Consider the following 22,111-nt stretch of genomic DNA (forward strand, 5'->3'; position numbering starts at 1 on the left):
CGCGATCAGGCTGCCTTGGCTTCGTCGAGCCGTTGCGCCACGAGCGTGCGCAGCGAACGCAGGTCCTTCACGAACGAGCGGATGCCCTCGGACAGCTTCTCGGTCGCCATCGCGTCCTCGTTCAGCGCGAAGCGGAAGCTCTTCTCGTCGAGGCGCGGCAGCGGCTGGATCTTTTCGGCATTGTCCGGCGAGAGCTTGCGCGGCAGCTCGCCCTGCGCGTTCGCCAACTCGTCGAGAAGCGCCGGCGAGATCGTGAGCCGGTCGCAGCCGGCAAGCGCCTCGATCTCAGCCGTATTGCGGAAGGAGGCGCCCATCACAACGGTCTTGATGCCCTGCGCCTTGTAAGCGGCATAGATCTTGCGCACCGAGAGCACGCCTGGATCGGTTTCGCCCGTATAGGGCCCGCCGCCGGCCTTCACGTGCCAGTCGAGGATGCGGCCGACGAAGGGGGAGATCAGGAACACGCCGGCCTCCGCGCAGGCCTGGGCCTGCACCTGGGAGAACAGGAGCGTGAGATTGCAGTCGATGCCTTCCTTCTGGAGAACCTCGGCGGCCCGGATGCCCTCCCAGGTGGAGGCGATCTTGATCAGGATCTTCTCACGCCCGATGCCGCGCTCCTCGTAGGCCTTGATGATGGCCCGCGCCTTGGCGACGCTCGCCTCGGTGTCGAAGGAGAGGTCCGCATCCACCTCCGTGGAGACGCGGCCTGGCACGATGCCGGCAAGCTCGGCGCCGAAAGCCACTGCGAGACGATCGCAGATCGCCGCTACCACGCCCTCGCGGCTGCCACCCTGGGAGCGCCCCCAGGCCAGGGCCTCCTCGATGATGTGGCCGTAGGCCGGGGTCTCGACCGCCTTCAGGAGCAGGGTCGGGTTGGTGGTGCAGTCCTGGGGCTTGAGGCGCCGGACCGCGTCGAGATCGCCGGTATCGGCGACGACGACTGTCATGGCGCGCAATTGGTCGAGCTTGGTGGGCATCGGGATCTCCGTGGGTTGTTCTTTGACGTCTGACTTAGTCTCATCCAGTGCCCGCGTGAAGGGCAAAGCGTCAGACAAAGAGCCCCCGGTTCGCCCGCACCCGGCTCAAGATAAAGGAATAGACCTCCTCCACTCGGCGCAGGGATCGCACATCCGCATGGGTGACGAGCCAATAGGTGCGCAAGTAGGACACCTCGGGCAGCACGACCTGAAGTTCCGGGAATTGGCGCACCGCGTAATCATGCAGGATGCCGATGCCGATTCCGGCCCGCACCGCCTCCGCCTGGGCCACCACGCTGGCGCACTCGAACCGGCGGGCGGTGTATTTCTCGAGGCCTGAGAAATAATCGAGCACCGGGCTGTAGAGCAGGTCGGCCACATAGGTGACGAGGGTCTTGCCGGTCAGGTCGGACAGCTCGCTCACCGGCCCATGCCGCCTGAGATAGTCCTGAGAGGCATAAAGCCTGAGGCGATAATCGGTTAGCTTGCGTGAGACGAGGCGCCCTTCGGTCGGCTGCTCCAGGGTCACGGCGATGTCGGCCTCGCGCTTGGAGAGCGAGAAGGTGCGCGGCAAGGCCACGAGCTGCAGGGTCAGGCCCGGGTGCCGCTCGGCCAACGCTCCGAGTTCGGGGGCGAGAAAGTAAGTGCCGATCCCGTCCGGCGCGCCGATGCGCACGGTCCCCGAAAGCGCGAGATCCGCCCCGCCGAGCTCGCTCGATACGGCCAGCGCCTGAGTCTCCATGGCCTCCGCATGTTTCAGCAGCCGCTCGCCCTGTTCGGTGAGGGTGTAGCCCTGCGGGCTGCGCTCGAAGAGTTTCGCCTTGAGTCCCCGTTCCAAAGCCGAGATGCGGCGAGAGACGGTGGTGTGATCGGCCTCGAGTTGGCGCGCGGCGACGGTGAGCCGCCCCGCCCGAGCGACGGCCAGGAAAAAGCGAAGGTCGTCCCAATCGAATGCACTCATGCCGGCCCTGCTGCCATATTGGTATTTTCGCACAACGGTGCTTTAGCTTCACCCATAGTCGTGCGATTTCAACAATGATAAAAGGAAACTACGAAAAATACCCTTCAGGAGGAGACACACGCCATGCGCGAGGTCGGACATTTCATCGGCGGCAAGCAGGTTCCCGGCAAATCGGGACGGAGCACCGAATTCTTCCAGCCCATGACCGGCGAGGTCCTCGGCCGGGTTGCGCTGGCCTCCAAGGACGAGCTGCGCCAGGCTGTTGAGAACGCCAAGGCCGCCCAGCCCGCCTGGGCCGCCACCAACCCGCAGCGCCGCGCCCGCGTGATGATGAAGTTCCTGGAGCTCATCGCCAAGGAGACCGATTCGCTCGCCGATATGCTTGCCCGCGAACATGGCAAGACGGTCGCCGATGCGAAGGGCGACATCCAGCGCGGCGTCGAGGTGGCGGAGTTCTGCACCGGCATTCCGCATCTCTTGAAGGGCGAGTTCACGGAAGGCGCCGGCCCCGGCATCGACATGTATTCGATCCGCCAGCCTCTCGGCGTGGTCGCCGGCATCACGCCGTTCAACTTCCCGGCCATGATCCCCCTGTGGAAGCTCTCGCCCGCCATCGCCTGCGGCAACGCTTTCATCCTCAAGCCGTCCGAGCGCGATCCGGGCGTGCCGATGCGGTTGGCCGAACTCATGATGGAGGCGGGTCTTCCGGCCGGCATCCTCAACGTGGTCAACGGCGACAAGGAAGCGGTGGACGCGATCCTCGACGACCCGGACATCAAGGCCGTGGGCTTCGTCGGCTCCTCGCCGATCGCGCAATACGTCTATTCCCGCGCCACCGCGCACGGGAAGCGGGCCCAATGCTTCGGCGGCGCCAAGAACCACATGATCATCATGCCCGATGCCGATCTCGATCAGGCGGCGGACGCGTTGATCGGCGCCGGCTACGGCTCGGCGGGCGAGCGCTGCATGGCGGTCTCGGTCGCGGTGCCGGTCGGCAAGGCGACCGCCGATGCGCTCATGGACAAGCTGATCCCGCGCGTCGAGAGCCTGAAGGTTGGTCCTTCCACCGACCCTTCAGCCGATTTCGGCCCGATGATCACCAAGGCTCACATGGAGAAGGTGCGCTCCTACGTCGATCTCGGCGTGCAGGAAGGCGCCAAGCTCGTGGTCGACGGCCGTGACTTCAAGATGCAGGGCTACGAGAACGGCTTCTACATGGGCGGCTGCCTCTTCGACGACGTCACGCCCGACATGCGCATCTACAAGGAAGAGATCTTCGGTCCCGTCCTCTCTGTGGTGCGCGCCAAGAACTACGACGAGGCCCTGCGCCTGCCCTCCGACCATGAATATGGCAACGGCGTCGCGATCTACACCCGCGACGGCGACGCCGCCCGCGATTTCGCCTCCCGCGTGAACGTGGGTATGGTCGGCATCAACGTGCCGATCCCGGTGCCGCTCGCCTACTACACCTTCGGAGGCTGGAAGGCCTCCGGCTTCGGCGACCTCAACCAGCATGGGCCCGACGCGGTCCGCTTCTACACCAAGACCAAGACTGTCACCTCCCGCTGGCCGTCCGGCATCAAGGAAGGCGCGGAATTCTCCATTCCGACGATGAAGTAAGTCATCACAGACATGGCCGGGGGCTCGCTCCCGGCCATTTGCATTTTAGGGCTGCATCTTTTTAACGGCACCTCAGACCACTTCGCCTGAAGATGCTCTAGATCCAAAGTCGGGGTGCACAACCTCCCTCGCCATGACGATTTAGGACCATGACCCAGTTCTCTCTGACAGATGATCAAATCGCCGTCCGCGACATGGCGCTTGCCTTCGCGGCGGACAACCTCGCTCCCCATGCCCTCGAATGGGACGAGAAGAAACACTTTCCCGTGGATGTGATGCGCGAGGCGGCAGCCCTCGGCATGGCGGCGATCTATACCCGCGACGATGTGGGCGGATCGGGCATGACGCGGCTCGACGCGGCGCTGATCTTCGAGGCGCTCGCCACCGGCTGCCCGGCGGTCTCGGCCTATCTGTCGATCCACAACATGGCGACCTGGATGATCGATCGCTACGGCTCCGACGAGCAGCGCCAGCGCTATATCCCGCGCCTCTGCACCATGGAGCTGATCGCAAGCTATTGCCTGACCGAGCCCGGCTCCGGTTCGGACGCGGCCGCGCTCAAGACCAAGGCGTTGCGCGACGGCGACCACTATATCGTCAACGGCGTGAAGCAGTTCATCTCCGGCGCCGGCACCTCCGACATCTACGTGACTATGGTCCGCACGGGCGAGGATGGTCCCTCCGGCATCTCGACCCTCGTGATCGAGAAGGACATGCCCGGCGTGTCCTTCGGCGCACAGGAGAAAAAGATGGGCTGGAACGCGCAGCCCACCGCCGCCGTGATCTTCGAGGACGTGCGCGTGCCCGTCGCCAACCGGCTCTCAGATGAAGGCCAAGGCTTCAAAATCGCCATGTCAGGTCTCGACGGCGGTCGTATCAACATCGGCGCCTGCTCCCTCGGCGGCGCGCAATCGGCCCTCGACAAGGCGCTCGCCTATACGGGCGACCGCAAGGCCTTCGGCAAGCGCATCGCGGATTTCCAGGCGCTGCAGTTCAAGCTCGCCGACATGGCCACCGAACTCGAAGCGGCACGCACCTTCCTGTGGCGCGCCGCCTCCGCCCTGGACGCCAAGGCGCTTGATGCCACGAAGCTCTGCGCCATGGCCAAGCGCATGGCCACCGACGTGGGATTCCAGGTCGCGAACGACGCGCTCCAGCTCCATGGCGGCTACGGCTATCTGGCCGATTACGGCGTGGAGAAGATCGTGCGGGACCTGCGCGTGCACCAGATCCTCGAGGGCACCAACGAGATCATGCGCCTAATCGTGGCGCGCGATCTGGTGGGGCGCGGCAACCGATGATGGCAAGATCGCTCGGCCTTGGCTTCGGCATCGCCGCGGCGATCTTCGCGCTGTTCCATTTCGCAGGCCCGTGGTTCTTCCTGGACGGACGACGATCGTTCCAGCTCAACTTCACGGCAGGAGCAGCACTGGGCCTTGGGTGGGGCCTGTCGATCAACCGCATCCTGCGGGTGCCGCGAAAAGCCGCGATCCACGTCATGGCAGCGGCAGCCGTTCCGGGCATGCTGATCTTGGCCGCCGTGGGGTCGCATTTCGCCGTCTTCTTCCCACAGCTCGACCCAGCCCTCGACAAGGTCTTCGGCTCGCTGATCCTGTGGTTCTACGGCTTCGCGCTCATCGGAGCCCTGTGGCTGGCGCGACGCGCATGACGTACAGGAGCGAACCTCCGGGATTGCCGTTGCACGAGCCGAGCACGTGGCTCGTGTTCGCCTTGTCGGGCGTGTTCGTCGTCCTGGGCCTACTGTTCCTCGTCGCGCCGCGCGCTGGCGCAGCGCTTTTCGGAATCCCCGCGCCCGAGGGGCCAAGCCTATCCTACGTCTCGGCCATCGGGCTGCGCGATCTCGCCTTCGGGACCTATCTCGCCGCCCTGGCGCGTCTGTCGACTTGTCGCATCGTCGGTATGGTGCTCGCGCTCACGATTCTCATTCCCGTTGGCGACGTCATCCTCGTTTTTCTCGAAAGGGGTTTCGAGAGCCCGAAGCATCTCCTGCTGCATGCGGGCAGCGGCCTCGTCATGGCGGCCGGCGCATTCTGGCTTCTCAGCCGACCATCAAATCACAACAAGGGAGGATTCTCATGACCAATCTCGCCTTTATCGGCCTCGGCAACATGGGCGGACCCATGGCGGCCAATCTCGTCAAGGCAGGCCATGTCGTCACCGGCTTCGATCTCTCCCCGGCCTCCTGCGATCAGGCGCGCAGCGACGGCGTGAGCATCGCCGGGTCCACAGTCGATGCCGTACGGGATGTGGAAGTCGTCGTCACGATGCTGCCGGCCGGCAAGCATGTGCTCTCGGTCTGGACAGAGATCCTGCCCTCGGCCAAGGACGGCACCCTGCTCATCGACTGCTCCACCATCGACGTGGAGAGCGCGCGCAAGGCGCATGCGATGGCGCGCGAACAGGGGCGCAACCTGCTGAGCCTCGATGCGCCGGTGTCGGGCGGCGTCGGCGGCGCGAAGGGCGCGACGCTCACCTTGATGGCGGGCGGCACGAAAGACGCCTTCGACCGCGCCGAGCCGATCCTGTCCAAGATGGGCAAGAAAGTCGTCCATTGCGGTGAGGCCGGAGCCGGTCAGGCGGCAAAGATCTGCAACAACATGATCCTGGGCATCTCGATGATCGGCGTAGCGGAGGCTTTCGTTCTGGGCGAGAAGCTCGGACTGTCGCATCAGGCGCTGTTCGACGTCGCCTCAACCTCCTCAGGCCAATGCTGGTCGCTGACCACCTATTGCCCGGTCCCCGGTCCCGTCCCGGCCTCGCCCGCCAACAACGACTACAAGCCGGGCTTCGCTGCGGCGCTGATGCTCAAGGACCTGAAGCTCGCGCAGGAGGCGGCGCTCGCCTCAGGCGCGTCGACGCCACTGGGCGCGGAGGCGGCTCAGCTCTATGCCCTGTTCAACAACGCCGGACACGAGGGCGACGACTTCTCCGGCATCATCAACTTCATTCGGGGGCAGAAGGGCTGAGCGCCGCCAACCAGCCATGCCCATGGCCGGGCTCATCCGGCCATCTCCCTCGACGAGCCTCGCCCTCGGCGCGCCAAGCCCGGGGATGACGAGGGACGGGCTCGATCTGGCCCGCCGATCCCGTCGCTTGATCCTCAGCGGCAAGACCAAGTGCAAAGATAAGGATGTGTTGCATCGCACCTACAGCTTTCGACCCTCCCGTCCGCTAGGCTTCCCTCACCTGATCACTCAACCGCTGATTGCTTGCTCGCATGATCCGCCCTATTTCCCAAGCGGCCAATCCGTCAGCCGATGCCGCCGCCGTGCTGCGGCGCCTCGGCTTCGCGATCCTGTTCTTCGCCGTGCCTCTGGCGGCTCTGTTCACACGGCGCGCCCTCGTGGTGATGGCACCGCTTGCGGTGATTCTCCTCGTCCTCGCCTCGGTGCTCGATGGAAGCGCGCGGAATGCCTGGGACAAGCTGACCACGCTTGCCGTCTCTCCGGGCGGAGTGGCCGGGCTGGTCCTGCTGCTCTGGGCCGGGCTCTCCCTGCTCTGGACACCCTTTCTGCCCCAGGCCTCCGAGCGGCTCCTCAACGTCACGGGCATGGTTCTCATGGGATTGGGCGGCTATCTCGCCGTGCCCGAACGCATGCGCTCGGCAAATCTCTATCTTCTGCCCATCGGCGTCGGTCTCGCCGCCATGATCGCCATTGTCCTGGCGATCATGGGCGGCAGCCGCTTCGATCCCGACAGCCTGAGCCTGGAACGCGGCATGCTCATGCTCGTTCTCCTGCTCTGGCCCGCCATCGCCTGGCTTCATTCCCGCGGGCGAAACCTGGAAGCGATCGGGCTGGCACTCGCCGTCGCCGTGTGCTCACTCCTCACCCGTGACGGCCTGCCTCTGTACGGTTTGGCCGCGGGCGCGGTCGTCTTCGTCATCACCGCATGGAATCCGGTCTCCGGATCACGCCTGATCGGTTTCGTGATGGCGGGCCTTCTGCTGTTCGCACCGCTCCTGCCTTTCATCTTGAAGCCCTTCGCAGCCAATCTGCTCGGCGCGAACTCCTCCACGACCCTCGCGCTCGAGGTATGGCGCCAGATCATCCTCGGTGAGCCGCTGCGGCTTTTGACGGGACATGGCCTGGAGACCGCCTTGCGCGGCCGCTTCTTCGGACTGATGCCGCCGAGTGCGCCGTCCACCCTGCTGTTCGAGATCTGGTATGAGCTCGGGCTGGTGGGTACCGTGGCAGGCAGCGTTCTGCTGTATCAGGCCGTCGTCGGCGCAAAGAGCCACCGTGCCACGGTGGCGCCGGGGATCATGGCGGCGTTCGCCTGCACCTTTGCCCTGGGCTGCCTCGGCATCGGCACCACCCAGGTCTGGTGGTTCACGGCGCTCGTGGTTCTGGTGCTGATCTTCGTGGCCATCGAGCGCGGGCAATTCCGCACGAAGCGGCCGAAGGCCGTTCTGCGCCGCGCAGTCTAGCGCATCGTGCGGAGAAGGATTGACGGAAAGGCCCTGCCTCTGCTTGGCTGACGGTTTCAGGATTCTGAAACCCGAGGAACATTCATGCCGATCATCAACCGCGTCGCCGATCTTGCCGATGAAATCACCGCTTGGCGTCGCGACTTTCATGAGAACCCGGAGCTCCTGTTCGACGTGCATCGCACCGCCGGCATCGTGGCGGAGAAGCTGAAGAGCTTCGGCTGCGACGAGGTCGTGACCGGTCTCGGGCGAACCGGCGTCGTCGGCGTGATCAAGGGCCGTTCGAACGCTTCGGGCAAGGTGATCGGCCTTCGCGCCGACATGGACGCACTCCCCATCGAGGAGGCGACGAACGCTCCCCACAAGTCCAAGGTGCCCGGCAAGATGCATGCCTGCGGCCATGACGGCCATACGGCGATGCTGCTTGGCGCGGCCAAGTATCTGGCCGAGACGCGCAACTTCGACGGCACGGCCGTGGTGATCTTCCAGCCGGCCGAGGAAGGCGGCGGCGGCGGCAATGAAATGCTCAAGGACGGCCTGATGGAGCGTTTCGGCGTGCAGGAGGTCTACGGCATGCACAACATGCCGGGCATTCCCGTCGGCCAGTTCGCCATCCGGCCGGGCGCGATGATGGCCGCGGCCGACCGATTCACCATTACGATCGAAGGCAAGGGCGGCCATGCGGCGCGTCCTCACGACTGCATCGATCCGGTGGTCATCTCGGCCCACGTGATCACGGCCTTGCAGACCATCGCTTCGCGCAGCGTCGATCCGCTCGACTCCGTGGTGGTCTCCGTCTGTACCGTGAAGGCGGGCGAAGCCTTCAACGTCATTCCGCAGACGGCGATGCTGCTCGGTACCGTGCGCACCCTCTCCCCTGAGGTGCGCGACCTCGCCGAGACCCGGATCCGCGCCATCGTCGAGAATGTCTGCGCCGCTTTCGGCGCCAAGGCGGAGGTCGACTACGACCGTGGCTATCCGGTGACCATGAACGATCCGGACAAGACGGAGTTCATGGCCAACGTCGCCCGTGCCGTCGCCGGGGAGAGCGCGGTCGACACCACCGTGCCTCCACTCATGGGCGCGGAGGATTTCTCCTATATGCTGGAGCAGCGCCCGGGGGCCTATATCTTCCTCGGCAACGGGGATACGGCGGGCGTTCACCACCCGGCCTACGACTTCAACGACGAAGCGAGCCCCTACGGCGTCTCGCTCTGGGCGAAGATCGTCGAGACCGGCATGCCGGCGCGATGAAGAAAGGTTGGCCTCCCATGAGGCCAACCTCCCAGTCCGGTCGGGATTGATCGGCAGGACCGTTCAATCCTCGCCATGCGGCAGGGTGAAGGAGAGGGTCGCGAAATAGCTCGTTTGATCGATCTCGGCATTGTCGGGCGCGATCTTTGCGTGAGAGACGCCGATCACGTTGAGGCCGTCGTTGCGGACGAAGAGCGTCACCTTTCCGTCCGCATCCGTCTTGCTGCTCCGGGCATGTCCGTCGTTCACGTAGTCGACATAGAGTGGGACGCCCGCAAGAGGCTGTCCGCCTGAAAGGACCTGGACGGGAAGATCGTCTCCCATCTTCAGGCTCAGTGGATCCACGAGGGGCACGATCTCAAGATCTGTGCCTGCAGGCTTGAGGGGAGCGCCGGGCTTCAGGATCGTCGTGTTGATCTTGATGGAGCGGCTCGCCGACTGCGCTCCGGTCACCTGGCTTTTGGGGCGGTTGACCGACTTTCCGTCCGGGCCTTTCGTCCAAATACCATTATCGAAGGTCACAGTCAGAGCCACCGCATCCGGTGCGGGCTCGACCAAGGCATTCTTGGCCTGATGCTGGATCTTACTGTCCCTCGTCTCACCCGACACCAAGTGCGAGACGGCGCTCTTCACCTTGTCCGGCCTGTAGGCCTCGTCCCCAGCGCCATGGCCATAGACGATGGCGAGGTCCCCGTGGCGTTGGGCCGTCCAGATCCCGTGGGCTTGGGCAGCGCTCGTCAGAGCCCCGGCAGCAGCAATGGCAAGCAATATTCGGCGCAGCATCGTCATCTCCTCATGCTCAAGAGCTTCGTATAGTATACTATACGCAGCTCTTTCATGCGGCAAGCCGAGACGAGGCGAAAGAGAGAAATCTCATCGCTACAGAGACTTACGACGGGAATGGCACTCGATAACCCCCACGAACTCCACAGGAGTCTCCAAACCCTGCTGGTGATTCTACGGCAGGTCAGAGGCGAGGAGGGCTCAATCCTTGTTCGAGCACGCGAGCATGCCCTCGAGATCGATATAGTGCCCGGCACGGTCGCGCTTGGCGGTTAGGTAGCTGACGTTCTCGGCCGTGGGGCGGCCCAGCACACGATGGTCGGAGATCACCTCGAGCCCGGCCTTGGTGAGAGCTGCGATCTTCTCGGGGTTGTTGGTCATGAGGCGGACCTTGCCGACACCGAGTTCCTTGAGCATCACGGCGGCGAAATCGAAACGGCGTTGATCGGCCTCGAAACCCAGAACCTCGTCGGCGTCATAGGTGTCGTAGCCCTGCGACTGGAGCTTGTAGGCGCGGATCTTGTTGGCGATGCCGTTCCCGCGTCCCTCCTGGTCGAGATAGAGCAGGATGCCCCCCTCGCTCTGGGCCATGAAACGCACGGTCTCGCGCAGTTGGTCGCCGCAATCGCATTTGAGACTGCCGAAGAGATCGCCCGTGAGACAGGCCGAATGCAGCCGCACGGCGACGGGCTTCGAGACGTCCGGCTTGCCGACGATGATCGCCACCTGATCGCGCAGGCCTTCGCCGCCACGGAACACCACGAATTCGCTCGTGGGCGCCCCCTCGAGCGGCACCGGAGCCCGGCTCACGATCTTCAGCTCCGTCGCCTTGGCGCGCCGGTAGCCGCGGACGTCCGCGCCCGAGACTCGGACAAGCGATGGGGCAATCTCGATCCCCTGGGCCAGCGGCACGACGACCACCGCCGGCAGGACGAGGGATAGGCGGGCCAGTTCCAGCGCCTCATTGTCCATCTCGTCGGCGGGGCGAACCGGCGCGTCGATACGACCGTCGACCTTGAGGGCCAGGGTTTCCACCCGGCTCCGATCCACCACCGGCAGGGCCACCCGGCCTGGACCCTCGCGATCGAGACCGAGGCGTCGCAGCCGCGCCGCAGGTAGGACGAGATGGGCGTGGCCGCCCGCGATGGCTTCGATCTCGGCGCTCAAGGCCTCATCCAGGTCCTCGACACCGACCACGAGCGCACTGCCCTCTGTCCCGTCGATCACTACGGGACGGGCGCTGCGAAACTCCATGATCGCCCGCTCGACCGAGGTCGTGGCGGGATTGTCGGACAGGCTCAAAGTCAGGCGCATCATTGGAAACTCAGGCAAACGGCCTCAATTCTGGCGATGAAGAGATCTTGAAGGCCAAGGGCCCCTGAAGTCGAGCTTCAGGATGATGTTCACCCTATCACAGGCCTCCCTCGAACCCTAATCGTACAAATGTGATGGCAGCCATGCTTCATCAACAGGCTCGCCTGCAAAGGTCTCTTGGCTCGACGGCATAGCCGGGGCGCGCTATCTCTGGCCCGTCCCTCCGCTTCAGCTTCCGTAAAGACATTCGACGATGCCCTTATTCCTGTCCCGGCTCATCGCCCTCGGTTTCCTTGGCATCGCCTCCACGGTGGGCGCCGCCACCCTCGACGGGCTGGCTGTCACCGTGACGAATACCAGCGAGCCGGTGCTCTGCGCGGAAAAGGACAATGTGGCGATCAACTTCGCCTCGCCGGAGGTGAAGCATTTCCAGGTCGAGGCCGTGCACCCGGCCTATATGGGCTCCCTGCGCCAGGATCGCTGGGAGCCGGACTGGACCGCCTGCGAGGATATTTCTGAGGAAACCTCGACCAAGCCGCACCCCACCATGGCGACACTCTATGAGGACGCCAATCTCCGCATCATGGGCCTGTCCTTCGCGGAGTTCTGGCGCCCGAGCGACGCCACCGTAACCATCGGCGGCAAGGTCTCCCACAGGATCCATCTTCTTCAGCTGCTCAAGAAGCGGGGCGACAAGGCGGTGGAAGTGCTGGTGATCTATCCGGGTGACGGCTATTGGCGCATCAAGCCGCTCCCGCCCGAACATCTGGACTGGACCTCCTACGGCTCCTCCTTTCTCGTCGGTCCGGTGGAGTTCGACCAGCGTCCCGTGGTGAACCTGAAGGATGTCGCCTTCGACCCTCGAACCATGACTTTCACGCTGACCCTAGCGAAGGGCGGCAAGGCGCAGGTTGCAGTCAAGGCGCTCAACGAGGAGCGCATGACCCTGGACGTGTCCTTCGATCAGGGCGTCTCCGGCCTGCCCTTTGCAGGCCTTCGCTCCATGTACGTAACCGAGTTCAACGCCGATGTGGCGCGCATCGCCGTCCGGGAGGCCGGGGCCCGCTCCTGGCGCGAGGAGCCGATCATGAACTTCCGGGATGCCAGGGTGACCGACGCTTGGATGGGCCGCCTCGTTCCCTCGCGACACAACACCAGCGCGCCCGACATGATGTTCAACCGTTTCCGCGCGGCGCCGGCTCCTTGACGCTGAACCGCGCGTTGAGCGCGGACAGGACACGGCCGTCGATCAGAATGAGGCCTGCGCCGATCAGAGCCATGCCGGCCACATGCCGCATCGCCAGGGTCTCGCCCAGGACGAGCACCCCAAGCAGGATGGCACTGACCGGGATGAGGAAGGTCACGAGGCCCACATTGGTGGCGCCCGCCCGTGCGAGCAGGCGGAAGAAGATCAGGTAGGCGAAGGCGGTCGAGACGAGACCGAGGGCCGCCAGGGACAGGATGGCCCCGGTGCTCGGCATCGCCAACGTCCAGGGCCGATCGACAATCAGTGCGGCGGGCAGAAGAATCGCGCTCGAGACCGTGACCTGCCCGGCTGCGGTCGCTAGGGGCGGAATGCCCATGGTCTTGAAGCGCCGCCCGAACACCCCGGAAAAGCCATAGGATAGAGCTGCCCCCAGGACGGCCAGCTGCGCCAGGATGCTCGCATCCAGCGACGCGAAAGCTGCAGTTCCGATCATCACCGCAACGCCGACGAAGCCCACGATCACGCCTGCCAGACGCTGCCCCGTCAGACGCTCATCGACCGTCAGATAATGCGCCACGATCACCGTGAAGAGCGGCGTGGTCGCATTGAGAATGGATGCCAGACCGCTGGCGATATGGCTCTGCCCCCAGACGATCAGGGTGAAGGGAATGACATTGTTGAGGATCGACATGCCGAGGAAGGCGGCCCACACCTGACGGGTGCGCGGGAGATCCACCCCCATGAGCTTCAAGATGAGAAGCAGCGCCGAGGCCGCCGTCACCACCCGCAGTGCCACGATGGTCAGGGGCGGCAGTTCCCGGACCGCCACGCCCACGAACAGGAAGGAGCCGCCCCAGACGATCGAGAGAACGGCCAGTAGCGCCCAATCGGACGCGGTCATGGTTTTTTGAACAGAGGCTTGCATCATAAGGTCAGTTCCGGAGCTTCTGGACCGGAATGACACAAAGCGGATCTTTGCACGACCCGTTTTCTGCGGTCAGGAGAGGTCGTACCATTCTCCCTTGCTGCGACACGCGAGCATCTCACCCGTCCGCGTGGCCCGGCCGCTCCGCACGTCCCGCCGGACGAGGCGGCAATCAAGCTCGCCGAATGCTTTCCTGTTCATCGATTTCAGACTCACCTTGCCGGAAGCGCCCGTCGAGGGGTTCTGCCATGTGGCGCTGGTTGCGCCGGAACCGTCGAGGATGGACAGAATCGCCTGAGCTTCTGCCGGGCGATCCGCATCCGGAACGACCTGCTCGGCAGCCCGTTGAGCCTCCGCCTTTGCGATGTCGGCACTCGCCTGGGCTCTCGCACCGGCCATGTGGCCTGCCGTCATGCCCATCGCGGCACCTTGCATGACGAGCGAAGGAGCCGCACCCACCGCACCTATGCCGCCGGTCAGAGCCCCATCAATGGCCGCGCCTCCAACAGTCTGGGCGATGCCGGCTGCCTGCCTGGCCGTCACCAAACCTGCTTGGCGATCGAATCCGCTCAGATAATTCGGACGGGCCGTATTGCCGGCGGCCACATCGGAGAGACGAGATGCGAACTGACTGAAATCAATGCTCTGCGGATCAGGATCCCGCTCGGGTTGCGCGCTCTGGACAAGACTGACAGCCGTTCCGGACAACCCTGTCGGATCCAGGCCCGTCGCGGTTCCGAGAGCAACCGATCCGGCGCCGGTCTGGTTACAGGCGGCCAGGGCGACCAGCATCGCAAGAGCGGCTGCCTCGGTTGCGGCTTTGATCATGACTGCCCCTTTTGCTAACGTTACGACATAATATCACCATAACATCATGAATCATGAAGCGACAGCCCTGGATGCGTCCGGATGATCCACAGGGAAGATCGAGGGAGCGTCAAGGTTTGGTTTACGATGATGGACGATGCCCGGCTGCCTTTACCTCTCCTTCACAGCTTTGAAGCGAACCTCTCGCCTACCAACCTGTCCCGTGTAGCGCCCCGCCATGACCCTGCCGCTCTCCCGTGAACCGTCCTACAGCGACCGCCATCAGGCGGTGCGGTCGAGCTTCTGCGTGCTGCCTCACGATCCCCGTCCGGCGCGGAATGCCAGCTTCATCTTTGGACGCTCGGACTCGCGCTATCGTCCCCTGCTCAATCAGGAGGAACGCGATCGGCTGCACATGTGGGCCATGATCGTTGCGCTCTCGTCTTCGGTGGCGGGCACCACCCTGCTCCTCACGTCCATTTTCCGCTGACAGGTCTATTGCAGCGGCCAGAACAGCATGATCAGAGGCACGCCGATCACCACCACCAGGATCGAAAGCGGCAGTCCAAGCCGCCAGTAATCGCCGAATCGGTAACCGCCCGGCCCCATGACCAGGGTGTTGCACTGATGGCCGATGGGGGTGAGGAAATCGCAGGCCGCCCCGATCGCCACCGCCATGAGGAAGGCATCCGGCCTGAAGCCGAGCTGGGTGGCGAAGCTCGCCGCGATAGGCGCCATCACCAGCACGGTGGCCGCATTGTTGAGGAAGGGCGTCACCGCCATGGCGGCCACCATGATGAGCACGAGCGCCCCGGTCGGCGGCAGCATGTTGGCCGCCGTCGAAAGCCACCCGGCGATCAGGTCCGTGCCGCCGGTCGTCCGGATCGACTCGCTGACCGGGATCAGCGCGCCGAGCATGACGATGATCGGCCATTCGATGGTCTCGTAGGCCTCGCGCAGGGTAAGTGACCCGAACAGGATGAGAAGGACGCCCGCCCCGAAGAAGGCGATGGCCACGGGAAGAATGTTGAAGGCCACCAGCCCCATGGTGAGGGCGAGGATTGCAGCAGGCACGAGGCTCCGGCGCGCACTGCCGAGCCGGATCTCGCGCTCAGCCAAGGGGAGGCAGCCGAGATCGCGCAGGGTGTCCGGGAGCCGTTTGAGATTGCCTTGGAGAACGATCACGTCGCCGGACCGCAGGGTGATGGTCCGCAGCCGCTCCTTGAACCGTACGCCGCTGCGGCTCACCGCGATGAGATTGACCCCGAAGCGTTCGTAAAGGCCGATGCGCTCCGCCGAGAGACCCATGAGCACGGAATTGGGCCCGACAACCGCTTCGATGGCGCCGATCTCGTCCGTCGCTTCGTCGATCTCCGGCTGCCGGTGTTCTCGGCTGAGTCTGAGGCCGGCCCGCGCGACGGCGCTCTCAAGCGCATCCGATTCGCCCTCAAGCATCAGCACGTCGTTTTCACGGATCGTCGCATCGGGCAGAGGGCTGGAACTGCGCGTTTCATTTCGGATGATGGCCGCGACCTTGACTTCGCCGTTGGCGAGCTTGTGCAGATCCGCCACTGTCTGGCCGATCACGTCGGACTCCGACGTGACACGCGCCTCGGTGACGTAATCCTTGATGTTGAGCGCTGCATCGAGGGAAGCAGCCCCTTTGCGCCCCTGCGGCAGCAGGCGATAGCCGAAAGCCAGGAAGACGACGCCCGCCAGCGCAATGCCGAGCCCGACCGGCGTGAAGTCGAACATGCCGAAAGGCTCGCCCAGCAGTTCTTCCCTGACCCGCGATACGATGATGTTGGGCGAGGTGCCGACCAGGGTGACGATGCCGCCGAGAAGGGAGCCAAAGGCCATCGGCATGAGAAAGCTCGAAGGTGGCGTGTTCGTGCGCCGGGCGATTTGGAAGGCGACCGGGATCATCATCGCCAGCGCGCCGATATTCTTCACGAAGGCCGAGAGCACAGTCACCACGCCGACCAGAACGATGACTTGGATCTGCGTGGTGCGGAGATAGGGACCGACTCTGTTCAGCCCGGCCTCAAGGATGCCCGACTTCGCCACGGCTGCGCTCACCAGGAGGGCGCTCGCCACGATGATGACGATATCGTCGCTGAACCCTTCAAAGGCCTTGTCGGCGGGAACGATGCCGACGAGCACGGCCACGAGCAGCGACAGGACCGCCACGAGATCGTAGCGGAAACGGCCCCAGACGAAGAGCGCCATCATCCCGGCGACGATGGCGAAGGAGAGCATTTGTTGGTGGGCCATGCAAAGCGCGAAGGAGAGGAACTTTCATCCTAACGCTTCACGCTCCCATTGGTGCCTTATTGACCGAGAACGAGCGCCCAATAGCGGCCATAACGGTTGTTCGCATCGGCGCGGGCGAGCCCGATCCGGCGGGCCTGGGGCATCAGGAGGTTGCTGTTGTGGCCGGGAGAGGCCTTCCAGCGCCCGATGGCTCCATCGACCGAGTCCGAACCGGCGGAAAGGTTCTCGGCGGAATAGCCGATGATGCCGTAATCATCCATGCGGCTGGCGAAGCTGCCATGGCTGAGACGGCCTGCCGCTGCGACCGCCCGGGCTTGATGTTCGGCAGCCTTGTTGAGCCGGGGATCCACCGTTACGGGACTTAAGCCCCTCGCGACCCGGTAAGCCGAGATCAGCCGAGCCGCCTCGGCGGCATCGCTCGTGGAACTCGCCAGGACGGCATCCTTGGGGGTGAGAGCCAGATCGCCCGCGCAGCCGGCCAGTCCCAGGGCGACGAGGCCCGAGATGAATAGAGCACGCATCGAAAATCCCCTTTGGGCGGCGTTCAAGCGCCGCTCCCCTTGCAAAAACAGCCTGTGGCGTTCATGTGCAAAAGCCATGAGCCCGATGACGCTGAATGCCATGTTGAAGCGCAAGGGTCCAGATTCCACACTCTCCCGCGTCAGCTGACCGCATGCCCTCGTTCCCCTCTTCTCCTGAAGTCGCCGTTATCGGCGGCGGCCCCACCGGCCTGATCGCCGCGGAGGTGCTTGGGCGCGCAGGGCTCGCCGTTACGGTCTACGATCAGATGCCGTCCGTCGGTCGCAAGCTGCTCATGGCAGGCCGGGGCGGCCTGAACCTGACCCATTCGGAGAGCTTCGAGCGCTTCGTCACCCGTTACGCCGAGGCTCAGCCGCGGTTACAGCCCTTGATCGAGGCCTTCCGCCCGGAGGATCTGCGCGCCTGGTGCGAGGGCGTGGGACAGGAGACCTTCGTCGGCTCCAGCGGGCGCGTCTTCCCCAGGGCCTTTAAGGCCTCTCCCCTCCTTCGCGCCTGGCTCGCGCGGCTCGAGCAGCTCGGGGTCCGCTTCGCCCTGCGTCATCGCTGGCAGGGCTGGGACGAGGACGGCCAACTGGTCTTCACCGCAGCATCCGACCAGACGGTGCGGGTCAGGCCCGCCGCCACGATCCTGGCGCTGGGCGGCGCGAGCTGGCCCCGGCTCGGCTCCGATGGGAGCTGGGTCGAGCTCCTGTCGCAGCGCGGTATCGCGATATCACCCCTGCGTCCCGCCAATATGGGCTTCACCCTCGTCTGGTCCGACCTCATGCGCAGCCGCTTCGAGGGCGAGCCCTTGAAGCGAATCGCCATGACCTTCGAGGGCACGACGGTGAGGGGCGAAGCCATCGTCACGGCGGACGGGATCGAAGGCGGCGCGGTCTATGCCCTCTCGGCCCGGCTCCGCGATGCCATCGAGCGGATGGGCGCCGCCACCCTGCACCTGGATCTGCGGCCCGATCTAGCCGAGGAAGCCCTGGCGAAGCGCCTGAGCGCCCCGCGAAAAGGCCAGTCCGCCTCCACCTTCCTGCGCAAGAGCGCCGGTCTCAGCCCAGTCGGGATGGCGCTGCTCCGGGAGGCCTCGCCTTCGCTTCCATCCGAGCCCGATGCCTTGGCACGCCTGATCAAGGCGGTGCCCCTGACCTTGACGGGAACGAAGCCCCTCGACCGGGCGATCTCCAGCGCGGGCGGCATTCCCTTCGGTGAAGTCGACGATCATCTGATGCTGCGCCGGATACCGGATGTCTTCGTGGCCGGCGAGATGCTGGACTGGGAGGCGCCCACCGGCGGCTACCTGCTCCAGGCCACCTTCGCCACCGGTATTGCCGCCGCGCGAGGGGTGCTGGCCCGGTTGGGGATTCCCGATGCCGCATTGACGGGAGGCCTCTCCTCGGCCACACGGCAGACGTGATCGACCCCGCCAAGATTCTCCACGATGTTTTCGGCTTCCCCTCCTTCCGCGAAGGACAGGAGGAGATCGTGCGCGCGGTCCTGGCCGGCGAGGACGTTTTGGCCGTCATGCCCACCGGCGCTGGCAAGTCCCTGTGCTTTCAACTGCCGACTCTCGCCCGCGAGGGGCTGACCCTCGTGGTCTCGCCCCTGATCGCGCTCATGCGCGATCAGGTGGCGGCTTTGCGCCATTTCGGCATCGAGGCCGGCAGCCTCAACTCCGCCAACGATCCGGAGGAGAACCGCCGCGTGGTCGATGCGGTGCGCGACCGCCGCATGCGCATTCTCTACGCCTCGCCCGAGCGCCTTGCCAACACCAGCACGACCGAGTGGCTGGGCCGGGCCGGTGTGAACCTGCTCGCCATCGACGAGGCCCATTGCGTCTCACAATGGGGGCACGATTTCAGGCCCGAATACGCCATGCTCGGCGAGGTGCGCCAGCGCCTCGGCAACGTGCAGACCATCGCGCTCACCGCGACCGCCGATGTGGCGACGCGCAGCGACATCATGCACCGGCTGTTCGAGCAGGAGCCGCGCCTCTTCATCCATGGATTCGACCGGCCGAACCTGCGGCTCGCCATGCAGTCGAAGGAGAATTCCAAGCGCCAGCTCTTCTCCTTCCTCGACAAGCATCGGCACGAGAGCGGCATCGTCTATTGCTCGTCCCGTAACGCCACCGAACGGCTGGCGGATTCTTTGAGCCAGGCCGGCTACCGCGCCCTGCCCTACCATGCCGGCATGGCGCAACAGGACCGCGCCAAGAACCAAGACATCTTCCTCCAGGAGGACGGCGTCGTGATGGTGGCGACCGTCGCCTTCGGCATGGGCATCGACAAGCCGGATGTGCGCTTCGTCGCCCATGCGGCCCTGCCGAAGTCCATCGAGGCCTATTACCAGGAGATCGGCCGCGCGGGCCGCGACGGCGCGCCCGCCGACACCCTCACACTCTACGGCCTCGACGACATGCGCCTGCGCCGCCTGCAGATCGAGGAGAGCGACGCGGCGGACGAGCAGAAGCGCGTCGAACGCCAAAGGCTCAACGCGCTCGTCGCCCTGTGCGAAGCGCCTCGCTGCCGCCGTCAGACCCTGCTTGCCTATTTCGGCGAGAGCGCCGAGCCTTGCGGCAATTGCGACCTGTGCATCGACGGCGTGATGTCCTTCGACGGCACCATCGAGGCGCAGAAGATCCTCTCTGCCATCGTGCGCACGGGCGAGCGTTTTGGCACCGAGCATCTCATCAGCATCCTCGTAGGCGAGGAGACGGATTCCATCCGTCGCTTCGGCCACGACAAGCTGAAGACGTTCGGGGTCGGCAACGACCGTTCGAAGACCGAATGGCGCTCGCTCCTGCGGCAGATCTATGCGGCGGGCCTGATCGGACTGGAACTGGCGGAATACGGACGCTGGACGCTGACGGACAAAGGCGTCGCCGTTCTCAAGGGCCAGGAGCAGATCGAGCTGCGTTCCGACGTGCTCATGAAACCCGCCGAGCGCCGTCGCAGGCGTGGACGCATGGAAGCGGAATCCGTGGTATCGTCCGACGATCCGCTGCTCCTCGATCTGAAAGGTCTGCGCACGCGGCTCGCCAAGGAAGAGGGTGTGCCGGCCTACGTGATCTTCTCCGACCGCAGTCTGATCGACATGGCCGCCAAGCGCCCGACGACCGTACGCGCCTTCGGCGAGATCCATGGGGTGGGGCAGGCCAAGCTCGACCGATACGCGGATGCTTTTCTGGAGGTCTTGAAGGCGCACGCGGCCTGATTCACTCACAGATGAGCCTCCGTCATGGCCGTCCCCGGACTTGATCCGGGGATCAGTCCTGGCCATCTCGATTGGGAGAACGACGCGCTTCACAGCATCGGGATCACCGGCACAAGGCCGCTGATGACGTGGAGGATGTTATCCCCGGCAGGCCTTCAGCACCTCACCTACCGACCAAGATATGCCTCCAGGTCCCGCAGGTGATGATGCCAGCCGGCCGCATGCTGCTCGATCAGCCGCTGCCTCCTGTCGATCGGAAGCACGGACCAGCCGCGGTGCTCCAGGCGAAGGAGCGTTTTCGTCTCGGCGACCGGATCGAGAACCATGGACACCTGGGTGGGTTGAGGCCAATCCTCGTCCGCCCAGGACAGTTCGAGGAATTCCGGCGGCTCGAACCGGCTCACGGTTCCGGTGGTGACCACCCTTCGCCCGGTTTCGTCGGTCCGTTCTTCGCGAAAGCCTCCGCCGGCTTTCGCATCCAGGCTCACATGGTGACCCCACCAGGAGGCGATCGCCTCCGGCGTGGTCAGCGCCGCCCAGATCTGCCGCGGTGGGTGCTTGATATCATATTCGATAACGATCCGATCCGCCGTTGTCCCGACTTTCATGGTCGAACCTCCTCAAGAGGCTTGTCCGTCTCCATTCGCTGCGACATCGACCCACACGCCGGAATGCGCGCTTCTCGCGATCGCGTCCACGATCCGCTCGATGCGGATGCCCTCCTCGAACGTGATCAGATGCGCAGCTTCCCCATCGATGCGGCGGATCAGCTCCCGGCACTCGACGATCTTCAGGTCGTTGAAGCCGAGCCCATGCCCCGGCGCGGGGATGAATTTATCATAAGGCGGGTGATGCGGGGAGGTCAGGATGGTGCGAAAGCCCTGTGTCTCCTTCGCTCCGTCAACCGTATAAAGCTGAACTTCGTTCATGCGCTCCTGGTCATAGACAATCGTGCCCTTCGAGCCGAAAAGCTGCACGAAGATGCGCCCCTTGCGGCCCCAGGCGGAGCGATTGAGCGCGATCACGCCGGATGCGCCATTGTCGAGCTCGATCAACGTCGTGGCGATATCGTAGGTTTCGACGGCCCTGCGGCCGCCAGCCTTCGCCGGGCGGTCCGCATAAGGCTTGGCCATATGCCCACAGACACGGCGCACGCCGCCGAACAGGACCCAGATCAGGCTTAAGCCATGAACGCCGAAATCGTCGAGGGCGCCATGGCCGGAACTCGCCTCGCTCTTCCAGTAAAAGAGCTCCTCCGGATCGGCCATGAAGTCCTCGTCCATCTCGAGGCGCACATGATTGATCTCACCGATCCACCCCTCGCTCACAAGCCTCCGGATCAGGCGGACAATCGGGTTCTGGATATAGTTGTAGCCCAGGGCAGCAATCTTCCCCGTAGCGCGGGCAGCCACCAGCATCCGCTCCGCATCCGGCAGGCGTGTCGCCATCGGCTTCTCGCACCAGACATGCTTGCCCGCTTCCAGCGCGGCGATCGCCATCTCGGGATGAAAGGCATTGGGTGTGGTGATGGACACCACATCGACGGCCGGATCCGTGACAAGCGTGCGCCAATCCCCCGTGGCGCGTTCAAAGCCCAGCTCGCGTGCTTTCCTTTCTGCGAGGTCCTGAGAGGCTTCCGCCAAGACCGCGAGACGTGGTCGCGCGACATCGCCAAAGACGGCCGCAACGGCGTTCCAGGCCAGCGCATGACATTTGCCCATATAGCCGGTGCCGATGAGGCCAATGCCCAGTGCCGTCATGAGTTACCTCTCGCCAATTCCTGTTTCAGCCCCGG

At 64.7% G+C, this 22,111-nt stretch carries 21 protein-coding genes; 11 read left to right on the forward strand and 10 right to left on the reverse strand.

Features of this window, described 5'->3' with window-relative positions; translation table 11 throughout:
* Positions 1–5: 5 nt before the first annotated feature.
* Entirely contained in the window at positions 6–977 is a 972-nt protein-coding gene (gene tal / locus VB672_RS13530) for a transaldolase (RefSeq protein WP_329784721.1), read from the reverse strand.
* A 70-nt stretch (positions 978–1,047) separates the two neighbouring features.
* The gene (locus VB672_RS13535; protein ID WP_329784722.1) at positions 1,048–1,938 is read right to left on the reverse strand and encodes a LysR family transcriptional regulator; all 891 of its coding nucleotides are present in this window, start codon (positions 1,936–1,938) and stop codon (positions 1,048–1,050) included.
* Positions 1,939–2,061: 123 nt separating this feature from the next.
* Between VB672_RS13535 and VB672_RS13540 the strand changes: the two genes are divergently transcribed.
* The 7 genes from VB672_RS13540 (at position 2,062) to VB672_RS13570 (ending at position 9,262) form a co-directional block, all read left to right on the forward strand.
* On the forward strand, positions 2,062–3,558 hold the full coding sequence (locus VB672_RS13540) for a CoA-acylating methylmalonate-semialdehyde dehydrogenase (protein WP_329784723.1): 1,497 nt from the start codon (positions 2,062–2,064) through the stop codon (positions 3,556–3,558).
* 149 nt (positions 3,559–3,707) lie between these two features.
* Positions 3,708–4,859 carry an isobutyryl-CoA dehydrogenase gene (locus VB672_RS13545; protein ID WP_329784724.1) on the forward strand — a complete coding sequence of 384 codons (1,152 nt, stop codon included), beginning with the start codon at positions 3,708–3,710 and terminating at the stop codon, positions 4,857–4,859.
* A complete protein-coding gene (locus tag VB672_RS13550; RefSeq protein WP_329784725.1) occupies positions 4,856–5,227 on the forward strand; it encodes a DUF5367 family protein in 372 nt (123 codons plus the stop codon). The genes VB672_RS13545 and VB672_RS13550 overlap by 4 nt, the downstream gene beginning before the upstream one ends.
* Positions 5,224–5,658 (forward strand): DUF4267 domain-containing protein, encoded by a 435-nt coding sequence (locus tag VB672_RS13555; RefSeq protein WP_329784726.1) that lies wholly within the window; start codon positions 5,224–5,226, stop codon positions 5,656–5,658. Before VB672_RS13550 ends, VB672_RS13555 begins: the two co-directional genes overlap by 4 nt.
* Positions 5,655–6,545, forward strand: a complete 891-nt coding sequence (gene mmsB, locus VB672_RS13560; RefSeq protein ID WP_329784727.1) for a 3-hydroxyisobutyrate dehydrogenase — start codon at positions 5,655–5,657, stop codon at positions 6,543–6,545. Before VB672_RS13555 ends, mmsB begins: the two co-directional genes overlap by 4 nt.
* A gap of 251 nt (positions 6,546–6,796) precedes the next feature.
* Entirely contained in the window at positions 6,797–8,008 is a 1,212-nt protein-coding gene (locus tag VB672_RS13565; RefSeq protein WP_329784728.1) for a peptide ABC transporter permease, read from the forward strand.
* A gap of 84 nt (positions 8,009–8,092) precedes the next feature.
* Positions 8,093–9,262, forward strand: coding sequence for a M20 aminoacylase family protein (locus VB672_RS13570; RefSeq protein WP_329784729.1), 1,170 nt, complete (start codon positions 8,093–8,095; stop codon positions 9,260–9,262).
* 63 nt (positions 9,263–9,325) lie between these two features.
* Here VB672_RS13570 and VB672_RS13575 read toward each other — a convergent pair whose 3' ends face one another.
* The gene (locus VB672_RS13575) at positions 9,326–10,045 is read right to left on the reverse strand and encodes a DUF4198 domain-containing protein (protein WP_329784730.1); all 720 of its coding nucleotides are present in this window, start codon (positions 10,043–10,045) and stop codon (positions 9,326–9,328) included.
* Positions 10,046–10,246: 201 nt separating this feature from the next.
* A complete protein-coding gene (gene ribA, locus VB672_RS13580; protein WP_442932041.1) occupies positions 10,247–11,359 on the reverse strand; it encodes a GTP cyclohydrolase II RibA in 1,113 nt (370 codons plus the stop codon).
* A 253-nt stretch (positions 11,360–11,612) separates the two neighbouring features.
* Between ribA and VB672_RS13585 the strand changes: the two genes are divergently transcribed.
* The gene (locus tag VB672_RS13585) at positions 11,613–12,566 is read left to right on the forward strand and encodes a hypothetical protein (protein ID WP_329784732.1); all 954 of its coding nucleotides are present in this window, start codon (positions 11,613–11,615) and stop codon (positions 12,564–12,566) included.
* Here VB672_RS13585 and VB672_RS13590 read toward each other — a convergent pair.
* Positions 12,535–13,467, reverse strand: a complete 933-nt coding sequence (locus VB672_RS13590; protein ID WP_329784733.1) for a DMT family transporter — start codon at positions 13,465–13,467, stop codon at positions 12,535–12,537. The genes VB672_RS13585 and VB672_RS13590 overlap by 32 nt on opposite strands.
* 96 nt (positions 13,468–13,563) lie before the next feature.
* Positions 13,564–14,319 (reverse strand): hypothetical protein, encoded by a 756-nt coding sequence (locus VB672_RS13595; RefSeq protein WP_329784734.1) that lies wholly within the window; start codon positions 14,317–14,319, stop codon positions 13,564–13,566.
* 217 nt (positions 14,320–14,536) lie between these two features.
* On the opposite strand from VB672_RS13595, the gene VB672_RS13600 reads away from it, so the two are divergent.
* On the forward strand, positions 14,537–14,788 hold the full coding sequence (locus VB672_RS13600; protein WP_329784735.1) for a hypothetical protein: 252 nt from the start codon (positions 14,537–14,539) through the stop codon (positions 14,786–14,788).
* A gap of 5 nt (positions 14,789–14,793) precedes the next feature.
* Here VB672_RS13600 and VB672_RS13605 read toward each other — a convergent pair whose 3' ends face one another.
* Both VB672_RS13605 and VB672_RS13610 read right to left on the reverse strand, forming a co-directional pair.
* Entirely contained in the window at positions 14,794–16,572 is a 1,779-nt protein-coding gene (locus VB672_RS13605) for an SLC13 family permease (RefSeq protein WP_329784736.1), read from the reverse strand.
* A 56-nt stretch (positions 16,573–16,628) separates the two neighbouring features.
* On the reverse strand, positions 16,629–17,093 hold the full coding sequence (locus tag VB672_RS13610; protein ID WP_329784737.1) for a CAP domain-containing protein: 465 nt from the start codon (positions 17,091–17,093) through the stop codon (positions 16,629–16,631).
* A gap of 152 nt (positions 17,094–17,245) precedes the next feature.
* On the opposite strand from VB672_RS13610, the gene VB672_RS13615 reads away from it, so the two are divergent.
* Both VB672_RS13615 and recQ read left to right on the forward strand, forming a co-directional pair.
* A complete protein-coding gene (locus VB672_RS13615) occupies positions 17,246–18,517 on the forward strand; it encodes an NAD(P)/FAD-dependent oxidoreductase (RefSeq protein WP_329784738.1) in 1,272 nt (423 codons plus the stop codon).
* Complete coding sequence (recQ, locus tag VB672_RS13620) at positions 18,514–20,316, forward strand: DNA helicase RecQ (protein WP_329784739.1); 1,803 nt, start codon at positions 18,514–18,516, stop codon at positions 20,314–20,316. Before VB672_RS13615 ends, recQ begins: the two co-directional genes overlap by 4 nt.
* A gap of 167 nt (positions 20,317–20,483) precedes the next feature.
* On the opposite strand, the gene VB672_RS13625 is transcribed toward recQ, so the two are convergent.
* A complete protein-coding gene (locus VB672_RS13625; RefSeq protein WP_329784740.1) occupies positions 20,484–20,924 on the reverse strand; it encodes an SRPBCC family protein in 441 nt (146 codons plus the stop codon).
* Positions 20,925–20,936: 12 nt separating this feature from the next.
* Positions 20,937–22,076 carry a Gfo/Idh/MocA family protein gene (locus VB672_RS13630; RefSeq protein WP_329784741.1) on the reverse strand — a complete coding sequence of 380 codons (1,140 nt, stop codon included), beginning with the start codon at positions 22,074–22,076 and terminating at the stop codon, positions 20,937–20,939.
* Positions 22,077–22,111 lie beyond the last annotated feature (35 nt).

This window comes from Microvirga sp. CF3016 (genome assembly GCF_036314085.1).
Taxonomy (GTDB): domain Bacteria; phylum Pseudomonadota; class Alphaproteobacteria; order Rhizobiales; family Beijerinckiaceae; genus Microvirga.